At 64.9% G+C, this 21,471-nt stretch carries 1 protein-coding gene; it reads right to left on the bottom strand.

The genetic code is table 11. The annotated features are described in order from the left end of the window. Positions 1 to 2 precede the first annotated feature (2 nt). Positions 3 to 21,137: a non-ribosomal peptide synthase/polyketide synthase gene (locus ACHIRB_RS13465; RefSeq protein WP_395127705.1), complete on the bottom strand. Its 21,135-nt coding sequence runs from the start codon at positions 21,135 to 21,137 to the stop codon at positions 3 to 5. Between the last annotated feature and the right edge of the window lie 334 nt (positions 21,138 to 21,471).

Genomic DNA, 21,471 nt, shown 5'->3' with positions numbered 1-21,471 from the left:
AGCTACTCCCGCTTCGCCATCCATTCGTCGACTAGCGGACCGATCTGGACGAGTGCGTTTTCCGTCATCATGTCGGCGTGCAGCGCGGTGATCGGCTGATTCTCGACGCGACCTCGCACGAACGGTTGCCACTTCGTCGCATCCGCCGCACTCGCTGGACCCTCCAGCGCGGCTGTGAAGAACAGCAGGTCGCCGTCGAAGACTCCCGGGCGATACTCGTTGACGAGTGTCGGCGCCTTGGCTGCATCACCGAAGATCCGTTGAATTCGATCGACGGTGAAATCGGCGATGTCGGCACGGGTCGCCGCGATGAACTGCGCGGATTGCTCGGTGGACAGTTCCGCCAGATCCATGTCGTCGCGAATGGCGATGCCCACCGACCTGAAGAACGCGCGAAGCGCCTTCCTGAACGCGGCGCTGTCCATCGCCAGATGACTGTCCGCGAGAGCAAGGACGGACACGTCGGCGCCGGCAGCCTGCAACTGCACTGCCATCGCATGCGCGACGACGCCGCCGAGCGACCAGCCGAAGAGCCGGTACGGTCCGTCGGGCTGAACTCGGCGAATCTCCTCGACGTAGCGCGCTGCCATCTCCTCGATCGATGACGGACTCGGTTCGGCGTGAACGATGTTCGGCGACTGCACACCGTAGATACCCGTACGCGGATCGAGATGCCGCGTCAGAGCCAGGTATTGCCACGCGAGGCCACCGACAGGATGCACGCAGAACAGTGGCGCCCCGTCGCCGGATTCACGGATCGGCAGCAAAATGTCTAGCCCGCCGGTGTCGTCGGCCGACACGGCGGGACGTTCCACTCGCGCTGCCAACTCTGCGACGGTGCGATGAGTGAACAACCACCGCAACGCAACATCGAGTCCGGTGGCTCCCTTGATCTTTGTGATCGCCTGCGCACCGACGAGCGAGTTGCCGCCGAGAGCGAAGAAGTCGTCGTTGCGACCGACCCGATCGACGGCGAGCAATTCGGCAAACACGTCGGCGATCGCAAGCTCGACCGGCGTTGTCGGCTCTTCGAACTCGAGGTCGTTCGTGCGTGTCGGCTGCGGCAGCGCCGCGCGGTCCAGCTTTCCGCTGGCGTTCAACGGGAACGCTGCCAACAGCACGATCGTGTCGGGGACCATGTAGCCGGGCAGCCGATCACGCAGTGCGGTCAGCAGTCGGTCCGGTGCGGGCGCAACACCCGGAATGCCGACAACGTAGCCGACCAACTGCTCCCCCACCGCGGTGCCGACAACTTCTACGGCGGCCTGCGACACGTCGTCCGATTCGGTGAGCGCTGCTTCCACCTCGCCGAGTTCGATCCGTTGACCGCGCAACTTCACCTGAAAGTCGGTACGGCCGACATAGTTCAACCCGCCGCTCGCATTCCACGACACCAGATCGCCGGTTCGATACATCCGAGAACCGTTGCTGCCGAACGGGTCGGCGACGAATCTGTCGGCCGTTAGGTCCGGTCGCGTGACGTAGCCGCGCGCGAGTTGTGCTCCCGCCAAGTACAGTTCGCCGGTCACACCGACAGGAACGGGCTCGAGCCGCGCGCCGAGGACGTAGGTCTGCGTGTTCCAGATCGGCGCTCCGATCGGGACAGGCGCGCCGTTCGCGAAGGCCTGCTCGGCCGTCACCGATACAGCGGCCTCTGTCGGTCCGTACAGGTTGTACAGCGCCGCGGGACTGACACGTCGCAGCGCTGCAACCGTCGCAGGCGGCAGCGCCTCACCGATCACGAATACACATCTCAGGCTCGACAGCGCAGCCGAATCGGCGTCAGTCGCGAACACCGCGAGCATCGACGGCACGAAGTCGGTGACGGTGATCTGGTGTCGTGCAATGAGATCGGAGACGTATGCGACGTCGCGGTGACCGTCGGGAGTCGCAAGCACAAGGCGCGCGCCCGAGCGCCACGGGACGAAGTATCCCCACATCGACACGTCGAACGTCGTGGCCGTCTTCTGTAGATAGGCGTCGGCACTGGACATCGGGTAGGTGGCCCGCATCCACTCGAGCTGATTGACGAAGGCACCGCGGGATACCGAAACACCCTTGGGTCGGCCCGTCGATCCCGAGGTGAAGATGACGTACGCAGGACTCGCCTGCGAAGGTATGACGAATCCGGCTGCAGCGCCCGAGTATTGGGAAAGATCGAGCCGATCGATGCGCACAACGGCCAAGCCTGCGGGCACGACCGGGTCAGTGTCGCCCTGCGTCAGCACACACACGGGTGCGGACGTATCCAATATGTAGGCGTTGCGGGCGGCTGGGTGATCCGGATCGACCGGGACGAACGCACCACCGGCACGCACAACCGCGTACATGCCGACGACGAGGTCTATCGAGCGTCGCATGGCAAGTGCGACAGTCTTTTCGGGGCCGACACCCAGCGTGACAAGGTGCCGCGCCAGCCGGTTGATCCGGTCGTCGACCTCGGCGAAGCCGAGCGTCCGGTCACCGAAGATCAACGCCGGTGCCGCGGGCGTCAGCTGTACCTGCTGATCGAATCCTGCGAGGAGATCCTGCTCGGACACGTAGTGTGCGGTGGCATTTCGTGTGACCAGCAACTCGCGCCGCTCGTCCGGGGTGAGGATGTCGATCGCACCGACCGGTCTGTCGGCTTCGTAGGCGGCGGCGGCAAGGATGCGGCGTAGGCGCCCCCCGATCGCGCTGACCTCGTGCCGGTCGAAAAGTGCACTGAGGTAACGCAATTGCAGGTGCATGCCGTCGTCGACGGTTGTAACCAGGGTCAGCGGATAGTGCGTCGCATCGCGCAGGGAGACACCCGCCAGCGTCATGCCGTCGACAGCGCCCGCCTGTTCGGTGAGTCCCTTCGCATCGATCGGGTACGACTCGAACACCGTCAACGTGTCGAACACGGCCCCGCCGTTGCCAGCAGCCTGGATGTCGGTGATGCCGAGGTAGTGATGGTCGAGCAGTTCCGTCTGCTCGTTCTGCACACGCCGCAACAGCGTCGCGAAGGTCTCGTCCGCGTTGACGCGAATCCGTACGGGCAATGTGTTGATGAACAGACCGACCATCGACTCGACGCCTGCCAAGCCGGCCGGCCGGCCGGATACTGTCGCGCCGAATACGACGTCGTCACGACTACCCAAGCGGCTCAGCAGAATTCCCCACGACGCCTGCACGATGGTATTGAGGGTGACGCCGTGCTCGGCTGCGACCGCCGCCAGGGCCGCGGTGAATGCGTGATCGATCTCGACGCTCACCTGCTCCGATAGCGAGCTCAGCTCACGACCCGGGTCGATCGGTGCGACGAGGGTTGGCTCGACCCCGGCTAGGGCGCGTTGCCAGACCTGTTCGGACGCTTCGTGGTCTTGTTCGGAGACCCATTCCAGGTAGGACCGGTACGGCCGAACCCGCGGCAGCGACGATCCGTCACCGCCTGTCGCGTAGAGGGTCAGCAAGTCGGCGAGCAGCAACGGCATCGACCAACCGTCGAGCAGAATGTGATGGTTCGTCACGACCAGCTTGTAGACGCCGTCCTCCAGCTCGAGCAGCGCGAACCTGATCAACGGTGGTTGCTCTACATCGAAATGCGCGACGCGGTCCTGTGCGATGAAGGTCGCCAGAGCGTCGTTGCGGTCGCCAGGTTGCAGACCGCGGAGATCGACATCGCGCCACGGCACAGTCACCGACTCGAGCACAACCTGCACTGCTGTGCCGTGCCGATCGCTGACGAACGCGGTCCGTAGATTCGCGTGTCGATCCAGCAGGCCCTGTGCGGCGGCGCGCAGCCGCGCGGCGTCGACGGCTCCCTCGAGATCGAGAACGACCTGCACCGAGTAGGCATCGACAGACGATTCGGCGAGCAGCGCGTGAAACAGCAAGCCCGCCTGCAGCGGCGCCAACGGCCACACGTCGACCGCGCTCGGGTACCGCTTCTCGAAACGGTCCAACTCACTCTGATCCAGCGCAACCAACGGCACATCGGACGGGGTCAACCCACCCGCGGTGCCAGAGCTCGCGTGATGTGCCAACCCAGTCAAGGCGTCCAGCCACAGTTCGGACAGGTGCCGAACCTCGCTCTCCGACAGCAGCTTCGATGCATACGCGAACGAGGCGCGCAGCGCTGGGCCATCCGGTCCCTCGGTGACGATGGCGTTGATGTCGACGGCCTTGTTGGCGGGCATGTCCGCGTCAGCGGCGGCCGTGACGTCACCGAAGGCGCCGGTTGGAGCCCAAGCAACGGCCCCCGCCTCCTTGTCGCCCGAACCGAGCAGCACCTGGCCGAGGTAATTGAAACTGATCTGCCCGTCCGGGAGATCCGCCGATTCGACCGCGGTCGACGCGTTGGAGTACCGCAGCAACCCGTAGCCGAGACCCTTGTCGGGTATCGCGAGCAGCGTTTCTTTCACCAATTTGATTGCCGCACCCGCTGCCGTTCCGCCTGCGATCGCGTCGTCGATGTCGATACCGGACACATCGAGTCGCACCGGGAACACGCTGGTGAACCAACCGACAGTGCGCGACAGATCAGCCCCTGCGACAACGTGGGACTCCCGACCGTGCCCTTCCAATTGGATCAACGTCGACGTGACCTCGACGCCGCGCTCGGATCGCCACTTCGTGGCCGCCAGCGCCAGTGCGGCTAGCAGTCCGTCGTTGACGCTCCCCCTGAACAAGCCTGGAATCGTCTTGAGCAATGCGGCCGTCACGTCGGCGGGCACATGCAGATCGAGCCGAGCAACAGTGGACACGACGTCGACGAGCGGGTCGAACTCACGCGAACCGAGCGCCGGATCGGGTCCGGCGAGGGCGGAGCGCCACCACGCCAACTCGGCAACGCGGCTGGGCTCCAATGCAACTTCGTGCAACGCGTGCGACCACCGGCGGATCGATGTTCCGACCGGAGCGAGAGTGGGGGTTTGGCCAGTTGCGACCTGTGCCCACGCGGCCGCGAAGTCGGGCAGCAGGATTCGCCACGAAACACCGTCGATCACCAGGTGGTGGGCTGCAACGAGTAGTTGACCGGCTTTGCCTGCGCCGCTGTCGAACCACACGAACTGCAGCATCCGTCCGGCGCCTGGACCGAAGCGACCGAGTGCGGCATCCAGTTCGGCGGAGGCGATTTCCGTCTTCGCCGAACTGTCGAGTGCCGGATCGAGTTCGACGCGGGTGAGCAGCTGATCCACGTCGAAACCAACTGCTGGAACGGTCTGCAGCCCCCAGCCCCGGTGGTTGTCGTGAACGAGCCGCGACCGCAGCATGTCGTGTTGCTCGACGACCGCCCCGATGGTCGCAAGCAAACCGGCGCGGTCGATCCCGACCGGTAGGTCGACGATCATCGACTGATTGCTGCGGGCGAATCCACCGGTTCCTTCGACGAGTGCGCGCGCTACCGGCAGCAGCGGCAGCCACCCCACACCGGCACCGGGAAGCTCCTGCAGGACAACGGTTGCCGATTCGTCGGCAAGCTGCGCGACTTCGGCGAGTCGTGCAACCGTCTTGTGCTCGAACACCTGTCGCGGCGTGAGGACGACGCCGAGAGCCTTGGCGCGGGAGACGAACTGGATGGAGACGATGCTGTCGCCGCCGAGTGCGAAGAACGAATCGTCGAGCCCGACTCGTTGGACACCGAGAACCTCGGCGAACACTTCGGCAATCACCGATTCGAGGTAGGTCTCGGCTGCCCGGAACTCGGCTGTGCTGCCGAATACCGGTGCAGGCAGCGCTTTTCGGTCGAGCTTGCCGTTCGGCGTCAGCGGTATCGAGTCCAGGACGAGGACGACGTCCGGCACCATGTATGCGGGCAGCACGTCGGCCGCGTTGTTCCGCACCCGATCGAGATCGATGGTTGCATCGGTCGTCGGTACGACGTAGCCGACCAACCTGTCCCCGGTCAGAGAGTCGTTGTGCACAACGGCAACCGCATGGCGCACTCCGTCGTACGCAGCCAGAGCAGATTCGATCTCACCGAGCTCGATGCGGTAGCCACGAACCTTCACCTGGGAGTCCGCGCGTCCCAGGTACTCGAGGGACCAGTCGGCCGTCCAGCGAACGAGGTCGCCGGTGCGGTAGAGCCGTGCGCCGTCGGTGCTGTAGGGGTCGGGGACGAAGCGTTGCGCCGTCAACGCTGGACGGCTCAGGTAGCCGCGCGCCAATTGCAGACCGCCCGAATACAATTCGCCGACCACGCCGATCGGAACCGGCTGCAGGCGCGAGTCGAGTACGAGCGCACGGACCCCTCGGATCGGCCCGCCGATGGTGATGTCGCGACCCGGTACCAGCGGGTCGCTGATGTTCGTCATCATCGAGGTCTCGGTCGGTCCGTAGCCGTTGTACAGCCGTGGTGTGGCGGTCGGGTCCGTCGCGGCCCACTGCCGAACCAGCTCTGGTGTGCAGGCTTCACCGCCCGCGACGACGACCTCGAGCGCGGTCAGCCCCGCGCGATCTATGGTCGCCAACGCTGCAGGTGTGAAGAAGGCGTGGGTGACGCGCTCGTCGGCGAGCAGCGTCTCGACCTCGTCACCGCCGTAGAGCTGTTGCGGTGCAACGACCATCGTTGCTCCGGTAGGTACGGCAAGCAAAAGCTCGAGCACCGCGGCGTCGAAGCTCGGCGACGCGAAATGCAGTGTCCGCGATGCTGGAACGATCTTGTATCGGGTTCGCTGCTCGGCGGCAAAGTTGGCGAGACCGGCATGGGTGACGACGACACCCTTTGGCACACCGGTGGATCCCGATGTGTAGATGACGTAGGCAGCGTGTGTGTCGTGCACAGCGGTCGTGCGGTCGTCGTCGGTGATCGGACCTGCCGAGTGTTCGGCAACGCGCGCAACGAATTCAGGATCGTCGAGGGAGAACCAGCGGGTTGCGGCAGGCAGCGCATCGCGGTGCGTGGTTACGGTGAGTCCGGTTGCGCACTGCGAATCGTGAAGCATGTGCGCAATGCGTTCCGTCGGATACGCCGGGTCGACGGGGAGGAATGCGGCACCGGTCTTGGCGATCGCCCATACCGCTACGACGGAGTCGATCGATCGCTCGATCCCGACCGCGACGTAGGACTCCGGACCGATATCAAGTGAGATCAGTTCGCGGGCAATGCGATTCGATCGCCGATCGAGTTCTCGGTAGGTGATGTCGTTGCCGTCGAAGCGAACGGCAGGTCCGTCGGCGTTCGCCGCGACGGCCGCGTCGAGCAGTTGCGGAAGCGTCGCGACGGGTTCCCCGGCCGGGCCTCGAACGTTCTCGAGAACAGCGCGTTCGGCAGCGGTCGTCAGCGTGATGTCGCCGACACGAACAGCGGGATCGGCGACGACTGCGTGCAGGATCGCGAGCAACCGCTGTCCGAACGTCGCGATCGTCGATTCGTCGAACAGTGCACTCTGATAGCGCAACTCGAGGTGGACCCGGGTATCGACGGTTGTGATGAGCGTCAACGGGTAGTGGGTCGCGTCCGACATTCGAACGCCGGTGAGTGCCATGCCGTCGATCGCGCTGGCTTGGGCAGCAAGGCCTTGGTGATCGATCGGGTACGACTCGAAGACCGTCAAGGTATCGAACACGATCTCCGACGACGCGGCAGCAACGATGTCGGGCAATGCCAGATAGTGGTGATCGAGCAGCGCCGCCTGCTCGCGCTGAATGCGGTGCAGCAACGCCTCTATCGACTCCGCCGGGTCGAACTGGATGCGAATGGGCAGTGTGTTGATGAACAGACCGACCATCGACTCGACGCCGGGCAGGCTTGCAGGACGACCGGACACCGTCGCGCCGAACACGACGTCGTCACGACCGAGCAGGCGACTCAACAGAATTCCCCACGCGCTCTGCACGATCGTGTTGAGTGTGACCCCCCAATCACCCGCCAGGGTGGTCAGCTCGGCTGTTACATCCTCGGCCAGATCGACGGTGAGATCCTCGGCAAAGGAACCGAGTTCACGATTGTGGTCGCCCGGCGCGATCAGCGTCGCACTCGCTCCGGCCAATGCTCGAGCCCACGCCTGCTCCGCGGTATGCCGGTCCTGTTCGGCCAACCAAGTGAGGTAGGAGCGATACGGCCGGACCCGGGGCAGCATTCGGGTGTCGCCGTGAGTTGCGTACAGCGACAGCAGATCTTTCAACAGCAACGGCATCGACCAGCCGTCGAGCAAGATGTGGTGGTTGGTGACGACGAGGACCGATTCGTCGCGGCCGAGGGTGACGAGGGCGAATCGCAGCAACGGCGGTCGGGTTACGTCGAAGTGGGTCGTACGGTCGGCGGACAGTACCTCCGCCAGCGCCGATCGCTGCCCATCTCCTTCGACGGCGCTCAGATCGACTGTGCGCCATGGGACGTCGACCTCGTCGACGACGACTTGCACCGACGTACCGTCGTCGGCGCCTACGAAGGCTGTACGCAGGTTGGCATGCCGGTCGAGCAATCCCTGTGCGGCGGTGCGCAGTCGAACGGCATCGACTGTGCCGGACAGCGTCAGGACAACCTGAACCGAGTACGCATCGAGCGAGGTCTCGGCAAGCAGGGCGTGGAACAACAGGCCGGACTGCAGTGGTGCCAAAGGCCAAATATCGGTCAACGCTGGGTATTTCGACTCGAACCGTTCGATTTCGTGCTGAAGCAGCGAGACGAGCGTCAGGTCGGAGGGGGTCAGTCCACCCGCTGCGGGCGACTGGACCTGTGTCGCGAGTGCCGTCAACGCAGCTACCCAGAGGTTCGCGAGGTCGGCAACGTCGGACTCGGCGATCGCGTCCGAGGCGTAGGCGAACGACGCACCGAGACTCGGACCTGTTGCGCTGTCGGCAGATCCGGTGACGATCGCGTTGATATCGATGATCTTGTTCGCGGGCATGTCCGCGTCGCCACGGGCAGTCAGCTCACCCACGCCGTCGGCGGGCGTCCAGTCGAGGACGTCGGACGCGGTCTGGGCGTCACCGACGCCAACCTGGCCGAGGTAGTTGAAGCTGATCTGACCACTCTCGAACTGCGCTAGCTCCGAGGCTGTTTCGCTGTTGAGCCGGCGCAGCAAACCGAAGCCGAGTCCCTTGTCGGGTATCGCAAGCAACTGCTCCTTGACCGCTTTGATCGCGTCGGAAGCAGCGGCACCTCCCCGGAATGCATCGTCGACGTCGATACCGGTCAGGTCGAGCCGCACCGGAAACGCCGTCGTGAACCAGCCGACGGTGCGCGACAGGTCCGCCGAGAGTTCTGGCGCCGAACCAGCCCGGAAGGCGTCCTCTTCGCGACCGTGGCCTTCGAGTTGCACGAGTGCGGTCGGTTCGGTGACACCACGATCTGCGCGCCATTTGACCAGCGCCAAAGCAAGTCCCGCCAGCAGCGGATCGTTCACACCACCGCGAAACAGCCGCGGAATCGTCGTCGTCAAAGCTGTCGTGACATCCGCGGGCACAACGACATCGAGCCGACGGACCGTCGCAACGACGTCGAGCGAGCGGTCGAAAGCGCGGCGACCGAGCACCGGATCCGAGCCCGAGAGGGTCGACCGCCACATCCCGAGCTCGGCGACGCGTGCTTCGCTGTGCGCGTCGTCGACGAGGGCGTGTGCCCACCGGCGCATCGACGTACCGACCGGCGCAACTGCCGGGTCGTGTCCGAACGTGAGCTGCCCCCACGCGGACATCAGGTCGGGCACGATGATTCGCCAGGAGACGCCGTCGATCACAAGGTGGTGGGCGACGACGAGCAGGTATCCGGACTGCGCCGGGCCCCGGTCGAACCACACGAACTGCGTCATCACACCCGCGCGCGGATCGAGGCGGCCGAGTGCCTCGTCCAAGGCTTGGTCGGCCACGGAGCCGATGCTCTCGGTACCAGTGGTGGCCAAACCAGTGGTGGCCAATTCGACCCGTGTGACGGCTGCGTCAACGTCGACGCTCCCCCGCACTCGAGTCTCCAGTCCCCAGCCGCGGTCGTGGTCGTGCACCAGCCGCGACCGCAACACATCGTGGCCGTCGACGACAGCGGTGATCGTCTGCACGAGTGCAGCCCTGTCGATTCCACTCGGCAGCACAAGCTGCATCGTCTGACTGTTGCGGGCGAAGCCGCCTGGACCGTCGACCATCGCCCGCGCGATCGGCGTCAGCGGCATCCAGCCGATTCCGCAGCCGGGAAGTTCCTGCAACAGCGTTGCTGCGGACTCGTCGACAAGCCGTGCGATATCCGCCAGTGCGGCGACTGTCTTGTGTTCGAACACCTCTCGCGGTGTGATGACCACACCGCGAGCCTTCACCCGCGACACCAGTTGGATCGAGACGATGCTGTCGCCGCCGAGCGCGAAGAACGAGTCGTCGAGACCGACCCGCGCTACACCGAGAACCTCGGCGAAGACCTCCGCGATCACAAGCTCGACGTAGGTCTCCGCCGCTCGGAAGGTCTCCGGGCCATCGATAACCGGCGCAGGCAGCGCTCTGCGGTCCACTTTGCCGTTGGCCGTCAACGGCAGCGCATCGAGTACGACCACAGCATCGGGAACCATGTGCGTCGGCAAGAACTCGGCGACGAACCTTGTGGCAGCGGTCGGTTCGAGAGTCGCACCGGCCACCGGGACGAGGTAGGCGACCAGTCGGTCGGATGCGGACGTATCGGTGCGTACGAGCGTTACTGCCTGTGCAACTCCGTCTATACGGGCAAGTTGTGCCTCGATCTCGCCGAGTTCGATGCGGAAGCCACGCAACTTCACCTGGAAGTCGCTACGACCCACGTACTCCAATTCGCCTGTGGCAGAGCGGCGAACCAGATCGCCGGTCCGGTAGAGGCGAGCGCCGTACGGTGACGCGGCAACTCCTACGGCATGGAAAGGGTTCGCTATGAAACGTTCCGAGGTCAGACCCGGCCGGGCGTGGTAGCCGCGAGCAAGCTGCGGACCGCCGAGATAGAGCTCGCCGACCACTCCGGACGGCACCTGACGAAGCCGACCATCGAGTACGAGTGCCGCGACACCGGGGACGGGCGCTCCGATCACGATCTGCGAATCGGGTTGCAGCACAGCACTGCTCGTGGCAAGGATGGTTGCCTCGGTCGGACCGTAGCCGTTGACGAAACGGCGTCCCGTCGCCCAGCGTTCGAGCAGGTCGGGTCCGAAGGTGTCGCCCGCGACGACGACGGTAGACAGGTCGGGCAGGTTCGCTGCAGGCACGGTCGCCAACGCGGCGGGTGTGATCAGCATGTGGCTCACACGTTGCGCCGCAAGCAGTTCGGCGAGGTCGTCACCGCCGAAGACGTCGGCAGGTGCGACGACCAGTGCCGCCCCGGAGGTCAACGCGAGCGTCATCTCGAGCATCGACACATCGAAACTCGGGGCACACACCTGCAATACGCGCGACCTCGCGGTGACATCGAAGTGGCTGCGCTCAGCCGCAACGAGTCCTGCGATGCCCGCATGTGTGACAACGACGCCCTTCGGGCGCCCCGTCGATCCCGAGGTGTAGATGACGTATGCCGCATCGTCCACACGAACTGGTCGGGTGCGGTCCGCGTTGGTGACGGGCGCGGATGAATAGTCCGACAGGTCAAGAACATCGATAGTCACGACGGTGCCTGCGGTATCGCCCGTCGATCCGCCCGCATACGCGATCACACAGACCGGGGCGGCGTCGGCGAGCATAAATTCCAGGCGATCTCGGGGTGCGGACGGATCGACAGGTTGGTAGGCGCCGCCTGCCTTCGTGATCGCCACCAGGGCGACCACCAGGTCGATCGATCGTGGCAGAGCGACAGCAACGATGTCCTCAGGACCGACGCCGACCGACATCAGATGCCGCGCAAGCCTGTTCGAGCGCGCGCCGAGGTCGCCATAGGTGAGCGATGTTCCGTCGAAAACCAATGCCGTGGAGTGCGGCGACTGCCGCACCGCTGCATCGAACAGGGCGCCCAACGTCGCGGGCTCGACAAGCGGCGCGACCTCCCGACCGCTTGCCGCCAGCAGCTCAGCGTGCTCCCGCGGGGAGGCGATATCGATGTCCCCCAACAGCACCGATGCGTCGTCCGCGAACGAGGACAGTATTCGCAGGAACCGCTCGGCGACCGCGGCCACGGTTGGAGCGTCGAACATCGACTGCAGATACTCCAACGAGATCTGGAGCTGCGGTCCTCCTGAGATCAGGATCGACATCGGGTAGTGCGGCGCATCGTTGGAGTCGACGCCGTCGATGCTCATCCCGTCGATCGCACCGGCGGTCTCCGCGAGTCCGGCGGTGTCGACCGGATACGACTCGAAGACGGTCAACGTGTCGAACAGACCGCCGACCCCGATCTCGCGCTGAATGTCGGCGAGTCCGACGTACTGATGGTCGAGCAGTGCCGCTTGCTCGTGCTGCAGGCGGACCAGCAGACTTTCCACAGTTTCGTCGGGATCGAGTCGAACCCGTACGGGCAGTGTGTTGATGAACAGGCCGACCATGGTTTCCACGCCCGGCAGCTGCGGTGGCCGCCCTGACACCGTTGTGCCGAACACGACGTCGTCGCGTCCTGTCGTTCGGCCCAACAGCACACCCCACGCCGCCTGGGTCGCAGTATTGAGGGTGACGCCGAGTTGCCCGACGAGTGCCGTCAACCGAGCTGTCGGCTCGGGCTCGAGCGAGAGTTCGACCCGTTCGGTTCTCGTTGTGACTGCCGTGCCCGCGTTCGCCCGTGCGACATACGTCGGCTCGACGCCGTCGAGAGCTTCTGCCCACACCCGCAGTGACGCTGCCGGATGCTGTTCCGCCAGCCAGTTCAGGTAGGAGCGGTACGGGCGCACACGTTCGAGATACGTTGTGTCACCTCTGGTCGCGTACAGCACCAGGAGATCCTTGAGCAGCAGCGGCATCGACCAGCCGTCAAGCAGCACATGGTGATTCGACATGACGAGCCGGTACGTGTCCGCTGTGACGGTCACGAGAGTGAACCGGACCAACGGTGGCGCGGCCATGTCGAAATTGGTCGCCTGATCTGTCGCGAGTACATCGGCCAACGCCGAATCGCGTTCCGCGTTGTCCTCGATCGCACTCAGATCGATTGCGTGCCATGGCACCTCGAGATCGTCGACGACGATCTGGCGGACCTCTCCCCTGTCGTTCGGGAGGTATCCGGTGCGCAGATTCGGGTAGCGGTCGAGCAACACCTGCGCGGCGACGCGAAGACGTTCGACGTCGACGACGCCCGATAGGTTCAGCACGACCTGCACCGAGTACATGTCGACGGTCGTCTCGGCGAGCAAAGCGTGGAAAAGCAGACCGGACTGCAGCGGCGTCAGCGGCCAGACGTCTGCGAGCCTCGGGTAGCGCGACTCGAGCAGCTCGAGTTCGTCTTGGTCGATCGCCACCAGCGAGAGGTCGGACGGTGTCCGCCCGCCGGCGCCCGGTGCGCGAACGTGAGCTGCCAACCCAGCCAATGCCTGGACCCACAGCTCTGCCAATCGCTCGGCATCGTTGCGCGACAACAGAGTCGACACATAGGCGAACGTGGCACCGAGAGCAGGACCGTCACCGGAGTCGGTCACGACGGCGTTGATGTCGACGATTTTGTTGGCTGGGGCATCGGCGTCGCCGGGAGCGGTCAACGCGCCGAGCGTGGACGACGGTGCCCACGCGACACTGCTCGCTTCTTCCTGTTCGCCGAGGAGTACCTGACCGAAGTAGTTGAAGCTGATCTGGCCGTCGGGCAAAGCGGCGAGTTCGGCTGCGGTGTCGGTGTTCACGTGGCGCAGCAACCCGTAGCCGAGTCCCTTGTCGGGGATCGCCAACAACGATTCCTTGACCGCCTTCACCGCACGACCGGCAGCGGCACCACCGGCGAGGGCATCGTCGAGGTCGATGTCGCCAAGGTCCAAGCGAACGGGGAACACCGTGGTGAACCAGCCGACCGTGCGGGACAGCTCCGCTCCCGGAACGACACCCTCTTCGCGGCCGTGGCCTTCGAGTTGCACCAGCGCCGACGACTCGAATACGCCTTGTTCGCGTCGCCACTGTGCAATGGCGATGCCGAGCCCCGCGAGCAGTCCGTCGTTGACGCCGCCGTGGAACAGCCCGGGAATCGATTTCACCAGTGCCGCAGTAACATCGGGCGGTACTGCGACTTGAATCCGTTCGACCGTTGCGACGACGTCGATCACAGGATCGAACGGTCGCGCGCCGAACAGCGGATCCGGCCCGGCCAATGCCGAACGCCACCAGGCCAACTCGGCGATGCGATCCGCTGATGTTGCCACCTCGCGCAACGCGTGCGCCCACCGCCGCATCGAGGTCGCAACGGGTGCAAGGACCGGTACCTGTCCAGCGGTCACCTGTGCCCATGCGACTGCGAAGTCGGGCAGGAGAATTCGCCAGGACACTCCGTCGACGACGAGGTGATGCGCCACGATCAGCAACTGGCCGGCGCGGTCGCTACCACGGTCGAACCACACGAACTGCACCACGACACCCGCTAGGGGATCGAGTCTGCCCATCGCAGCGTCCAATGCCCCAGAGCCGATCGAATTCGCGTCACTATCGACTGCAATGTCCATGCGCGTCAACAGTTGTGCAACGTCGACACTGCCGGGTGCGCCTGTCACCACCTCGCCCTCGGCCGGAGCGAGCCTCGATCGGAGCATGTCGTGGTGATCTACGACGGCGCCGATGGTCGCGACGAGCAGGGGTCGGGTGATTCCTGCGGGAAGATCGACGACCATCGTCTGGCAATTGCGGCCGAACCCGCCCGGTGCGTCGACCATCGAACGAACGATCGGGGTGAGTGGCATCGGGCCGACACCGCCGCCGGAAAGTTCCTGCAGCAGTGTCGGTTCGGCGGCTCCTACCGCCGTTGCCACCACCGCTAGTCTGGCGACCGTCTTGTGTTCGAAGACGTCACGCGGCGTGATCGTCACTCCGCGGGTCTTCGCGCGGGACACGAGCTGAATCGAGACGATCGAGTCGCCACCGAGCGCGAAGAACGAATCGTCGAGTCCGACCCGAGGTACTCCGAGCACCTCGGCGAAGACCTCGGCCAGGACGCGTTCCACGTCGGATTCGGCCGCGCGGAACTCCGTTTCGCCGGCAAATGTCGGCGCAGGCAGAGCTTTACGGTCCAGTTTGCCGTTCGGTGTGAGTGGCATCGCGTCCAGCACGACGACGATGTCGGGCACCATGTAGCCGGTGAGGAACCCGGCCACGTGCTCCTGCAGCCCGCTGGGTTCGAGTTGCGCGCCAGGCTCGGCGACCACGTATCCGACCAGCTTGTCCCCAGTTTGCGGATCGGTGCGGACAACGGCAACCGCCTGCGCAACACCGTCGATGAGGCGTAGGCACGATTCGACCTCGCCCAGCTCGATACGGAATCCTCGGAGTTGCACCTGTGAGTCCGACCGGCCGAGGTATTCGAGCGTGAGATCGGGGGTCCAGCGCACCAGATCGCCGGTGCGGTACAGCCGATTTCCAGGTCCTGACGCGTCCCCCGCGAACGGATCGGCAACGAACCTGGTGGCGCTGAGTCCCGGCCTGCTGTGATAGCCCCGCGCGAGTTGCGGTCCCGACAGGTAGAGCTCGCCGACGACTCCGATCGGAACAGGACGCAGGCGCGCGTCGAGAACCAGTGAACGGGTGCCTCGAATCGGGCCACCGATGGTGACCGGACGACCAGGCAGCAGTGGCGCACTGATGTTGGTCATGATCGTTGTCTCCGTCGGCCCGTAGCCGTTGAAGAACGTGGGTCGAGTCCACTGTGTCACCAACTCCGGCGGGCAGGCTTCGCCGCCGGCTACGACGACACGCAGCTCGACCAGCCCCGAAGGATCGATCGTCGCGAGTGCCGCCGGCGTGAAGAAGGCATGCGTAACTCGTTCGGCCGCAAGCAGTTGTGCGACCTGCTCGCCGCCGTACATGTCCTGCGGTGCAACGACCATCGTTGCTCCGGCGGGGACGGCAAGCAGCAGTTCGAGCACCGAAGCGTCGAAGCTCGGTGATGCGAACGCGAACGTGACTGCGTTCGCAGTGAGGCCGTAACGGGCTGTCTGCTCTGCTGCGAAGTTCGCGAGACCGCCGTGGGTGACGACGACGCCCTTCGGCACGCCGGTGGTGCCGGAGGTGTAGATCATGTACGCCGGGTGCTCGGATCGCACCGGCGCTGCAAATTCGTTGTCGGCGATGGCATCCGGTGAATGTCGCGACAGCAGATCGTCGAGTTCGAGGGAGTCGAGATCGAGCCACGGCAGCGTCTGCGGGAGGCCATCGAGGTGCGCGCGGACCGTCAATCCCACGATCGCGTTGGAATCGGCGAGCATGTGTGCGATGCGGTCGCTGGGGTAGGACGGGTCGACGGGCACAAACGCCGCGCCAGTTCTAGCTATTGCCCACGTCGCGACGATCGATGCGATGGATCTTTCCAACGCGAACGCGACGTAGGATTCCGGGCCCGCGCCGCGTGACATCAGTTCACGAGCAAGCTGATTGGACCGCCGGTCGAGATCTCGATAGGTGAGTTCGCGGCCCTGGTAGCGGACGGCGATACCGTCGTGGTTTGCTGCCACCGCTGCCGCGAGCAGTCGGTGCAACGGTGCAGGGTCGGTACCTGGCGGTCCGGCGATCTGGGTCAGTTCGCCGCGCTCGGCGTTGTCCAGCACGTCGATGTCGCCGACTGCGTTCGACGGATTGTGCGCAAACGCCTCGAGAATACGAACGAGCCGTTGCGCGAACGTCTCGACGGTCTCGGCATCGAAGATGTCGGTGAGATAGCGCAGATGCAGTTGGACACCGTTGTCGACCGTTGTTATCAGCGTCAGCGGGTAGTGGGTCGCGCCATCGGTCTGCACGTCGGTAATGGCAAGGCCTGCAATGGCATCGGCATGTTCGGCTAGTCCGCGGGTGTCGACCGGATAGGACTCGAAGACCGTCAAGGTGTCGAACGCGATCTCCCCCCTCGTCGCGGCGACGATATCCGGCAGTGCCAAGTAGTGATGCTCGAGCAGCGCTGTCTGTTCGCGTTGGACCCGCTCGAGAAGTGCTTCGATCGTCTCGTTCGCATCGAAGCGGATCCGAACGGGAAGAGTATTGATGAAAAGTCCGACCATCGATTCGACGCCTGCCAGCGCAGGCGGACGGCCGGATACCGTTGCACCGAATACGACGTCGTCTCGACCGAGTTGGCGGCCGAGCAGGATCCCCCACGCGGACTGCACGACGGTGTTGAGCGTGAGTCCCCACTGCGCTGCGCGGGCATTCAGGGTCGCGGTCAACGAGTCGGCCACGTCGATGGTGACGCTGTCACCGAGGTCGCTCAGCTCACGCCGCGGATCCACCGGCGCCAACACGGTCGGCTCGGCGCCCCGAAGCGCATCGGTCCAGCTCCTGATGGACGTGGCTGCGTCCTGCTCGGCGAGCCAGGCCAGATAGGAACGGTACGGACGTACCCTCGGCAGAGCGGCGGTGTCGCCGTTCGCCGCGTAGAGGGTCAGCAGATCTGCAAGCAGCAGCGGCATGGACCAGCCGTCGAGCAGGATGTGGTGGTTGGTGACCACGAGCGCGGATTCGGTCGTGGTCAGCCGTACCAGCACGAAGCGAATCAACGGCGGCGTAGTGACATCGAAGCGGGTGGTCCGCTCCTGCGTCGACAACGTTGCCAGCGCGTCGTCGCGCTGCGCCGGATCGAGATCGGAAAGATCGACCTCACGCCACGGCACGGCAACCGGGTCGAGCACAAGTTGCACCGGCGTGCCACTGTCGGTTGTGACGAAAGCTGTTCGCAGCGTCGGATACCGGTTGAGTACACCCTGTGCCGCGGACCGCAATCGCGGTGCGTCGACCGTGCCGCTCAGCTGCAGTGCAGCCTGGATCGAATAGGCATCGACCGAGGTTGCGGCGAGCATCGCGTGGAACAGCAACCCCGACTGCAGTGGTGCCAACGGCCAGACGTCGACGACGCCCTCGTAGCTGGCTTCGAATCGTTCGAGATCGGCCTGGTCCACCGAGACGAGAGTTACGTCCGACGGGGTCAGTCCACCCGCGCCGGGTGTCCGGCAGTGGAGTGCCACATTACGTAGCGCTTCGATCCACAATTCAGCGAGACGCTCGACGTCGTTGTGCGACAGCAGCTTCGATGCGTAGGTGAAGGTAGCTGACAGCACGGTGCCCGACGCGGTGTCGGACACGCTTGCGTCGATGTCGACCGTTTTGCCTGCAGGCATGTCCGAGTCGCCGTGAGCTTCGGCGGCGCCGAGCACATCCGTCGGCGTCCATGGGGCAACTGTGCTGTCCGGCGACTTCGTCTGCGACACGTGGGGCAGAAAGTTGAAACTGATCTGGCCGTCTGGCAATTGGGCCAGCTCGGTTGCCGTCTCGGTATTGCAGTAGCGCAGCAGGCCGTAGCCGAGGCCCTTGTCTGGGACTGCGAGCAACGTTTCCTTGACCACCTTGATGGCTCGGCCGACCGCGGGTCCGCCGCGTAGCGCATCGTCGACATCGACGGTCGACAGGTCGAAGGCGACGGGAAACGCTGTCGTGCAGGGTCCGACGGTTCGCGCGAGGTCTGCGCCTGGCACTACCTGCTCTTCACGACCATGACCTTCGAGCTGAATCAGAGCCGATTGCTCGTGCACCCCGCGTTCTGCGCGCCACGCCGCCAACGCAATTGCCAGCGCAGCGAGCAAGCCGTCGTTCACTCCCCCACCGAAAAGCGTGGGTGCCACCTTCAGCACGGCGTCGGTGATGTCGGCGGGAGCCGCGACCTCGAGCCGTGCGACGGCGGCGGCAACGTCGATGCTCTGGTCGAAGCTACGAGGTCCGAGGAGCGGATCCGGAACCGCGAGTGCCGAACGCCACCATGCCGATTCCGCGACGCGAGCAGGTGTCAGGGCGTCGTCGGCCAGGGCGTGGGCCCACCGTCGCATCGACGTTGGCACGGCCTCCAGGGTCGGTCGGCGGCCTGCTGCCACGTGTTCGGCAGCAACAGCCAAGTCCGGCAGCACAATTCGCCACGACACACCATCGACGATCAAGTCGTGCGCCACAATTGCAAGCTGGCCGGATCGGCCGGTACCACCGTCGAACCAGACGAACTGGACCATCGGCCCCGATGTCGGATCGAGTCGGTCTGCGGCAGCACGGATTTCGGCCGAAGCGACTTCGGTCGCGTCATCTTGCGTTGCCCGTACTCGTGTGACGAGTCCAGCCACAGCGATGGTTCCAGGTGCGGAGGTCTGCAGTCCCCAGCCACGAGCATCGTCTCGAACCAACACCGACCGGAACATGTCGTGTCGGTCGACGACAGCGGCCAATATCGTCGTCAGCTCCGCGGACGTGATGCCGAGCGGCAACTCGACCACGACGGATTGGCTGTAACGCGACAGATCGTCCGCGCCCGCCACTAGTGCGGCGGCGCTCGGCGGCAACGGTAGCCACCCGATGCCGCCACCGGAAAGTTCCTCGAGGACAACGACATCGGCAGACTCGGGTCGGGTTGCAACCTCGATCAATCCGGCAACCGTCTTGTGTTCGAACACATCTTTCGGTGTGAAGTGCAGTCCACGAGCTTTGGCGCGCGAGACCAATTGAATGGAGACGATCGAATCGCCACCGAGGGCGAAGAAGGAGTCGTCGAGGCCGACCTTGTCGACCCCGAGCACATCCGCAAACACCTCTGCGAGGAGTTGCTCGACATCGCTCTCGGCAGCGCGATATTCGACTTCGCTCGCGAATACAGGCGCAGGCAACGCTTTTCGGTCGACCTTGCCGTTCGCCGTCAGCGGTAGTGTCGACAACGGCACCACGATGTCGGGAACCATGTAGGCAGGCAGAAAAGCCGCCGCGGCGGCCAGCACGGAATCCTGGTCCAGTGAGCTGCCTGCCGCTGCGACCGCGTAGGCGACGAGGCGTTGGGGGCCGCCGCTGTCGGAGTGGGCGACGACGACAGCCTGCCCGATGGATTCGTCGGCGAGCAGTGTCCTTTCGATCTCGCCGAGTTCGATCCGCTGACCACGAATCTTGACCTGAAAGTCGCTGCGCCCCAGATACTCCAGGTTCCCGTCCGAGTTCTGCCGTACCAGGTCTCCCGTGCGATACAGGCGCGAGCCCGCTGCTGCGAGATCCTCCCCTGCCGTGGCAAACGGATTGGCGACAAACCGTTCGGAGGTCAAGGCCGGCCTGCCCTGATATCCACGGGCAAGTTGGGGTCCACCCAAATACAGCTCGCCGACCACACCGGCAGGAACCGGCCGCAGTCGACGATCCAGTACAAGTCCGACGACACCGGGTATCGGCATGCCGATCGTGATCGGTGCACCCACCGCGATCGGTGCACTTCGCACCGCCAGAATGGTGGCTTCGGTTGGTCCGTAGCCGTTGAAGAACGAGCGCCCCGGCGCCCATCTGGCTACCAGCTCCGGGCCGAACGTGTCACCGACCGCGACGACAGCCGTGAGGTTGTCCAGTCGGTCCGGTGACACCGTCGCTAGGGCGCCGGGCGTGATCAGCAGATGGGTTACAGCTTCGGTCTCGAGCAGTTCCGCGAGTTCGTCGCCGCCGAACGCCGTAGAAGGAGCGATCACCAACGCCGCACCGGACGTGAACGCCAGCAGAAGTTCCAGTACCGAGACGTCGAAGGTCGGTGCGCAGACGTGCAGTACCCGCGACGCTGACGTGACGCCGTAGTGCGCAAGCTCGGCCGACACCAATCCGGCGAGTCCGGTATGGGTGACCACCACACCTTTGGGCCTGCCGGTCGACCCCGAAGTGAAGATCACGTAGGCGGGGTCGTCGACACGCGCCGGCCGAAGTCGCTCCCGATTGGACACCGGATGGCCGGGCGCGGCGGCTATGCGCGCTGCGTCCGCGTCGTCGTCGAGGGTTATCCACACCGCGTCGCCGGGCAGGTAGTTCCGGTGGGCGGCGACTGTGATGCCGAGTTCGATCGCGGAATCCTGCAGAAGGAACTCGATCCGAGACTGCGGCGCGTGTGGATCGACAGGGACGAACGCTGCACCGGCCTTCGCAATTGCCCACACCGCAACGACGGACTCCACCGATCGCGTCAGACCGACCGCGACGAGGTCGCCTGGTCCGACGCCGTGTTCGATGAGGACGCGGGCGAGTCGAGACGAGCGGTCGTCGATGTCGCCGTAAGTGAAGATTCGGCCGTCGAAGACAACGGCGATATTGCCGTGTGACGACTCGACAGCCGTCGTCAGTAGCTGCGGAAGAGTCTTCACACCTCGACCGGTGCGACTTCGAACTCTGTCCCGCGCGCCCTTGGGGGGCCGTTGAGCGCGCCGCGAATCTCCGTTGCTCATAACCTACTTCTTCTCAGTGTCGCGAACCCGCACACCTGATCCGCGCCGGTCAGCAGGCCCCCCGCCTACTGCCCAACCAAGATCAGCCACGCGCCGGCCACGACCGAACAGGGCACCGAGTATGGCAGCCTCGTGTGCGGGTTACCACACGAGGCCGACCGGCAACCGGTACGTCACAGCACACTCGATGAGCATGCAATCAGCGCCGCGCGGTGTCAGCCGAACAGAGGATCTCACAAGATGCTGGTCACAC

The organism is Antrihabitans spumae (assembly GCF_043944905.1).
Lineage (GTDB): Bacteria > Actinomycetota > Actinomycetes > Mycobacteriales > Mycobacteriaceae > Antrihabitans > Antrihabitans spumae.
The sequence above is the reverse complement of the archived record's forward strand: the minus strand, read 5'-3'. Positions and strand labels throughout refer to the sequence as shown.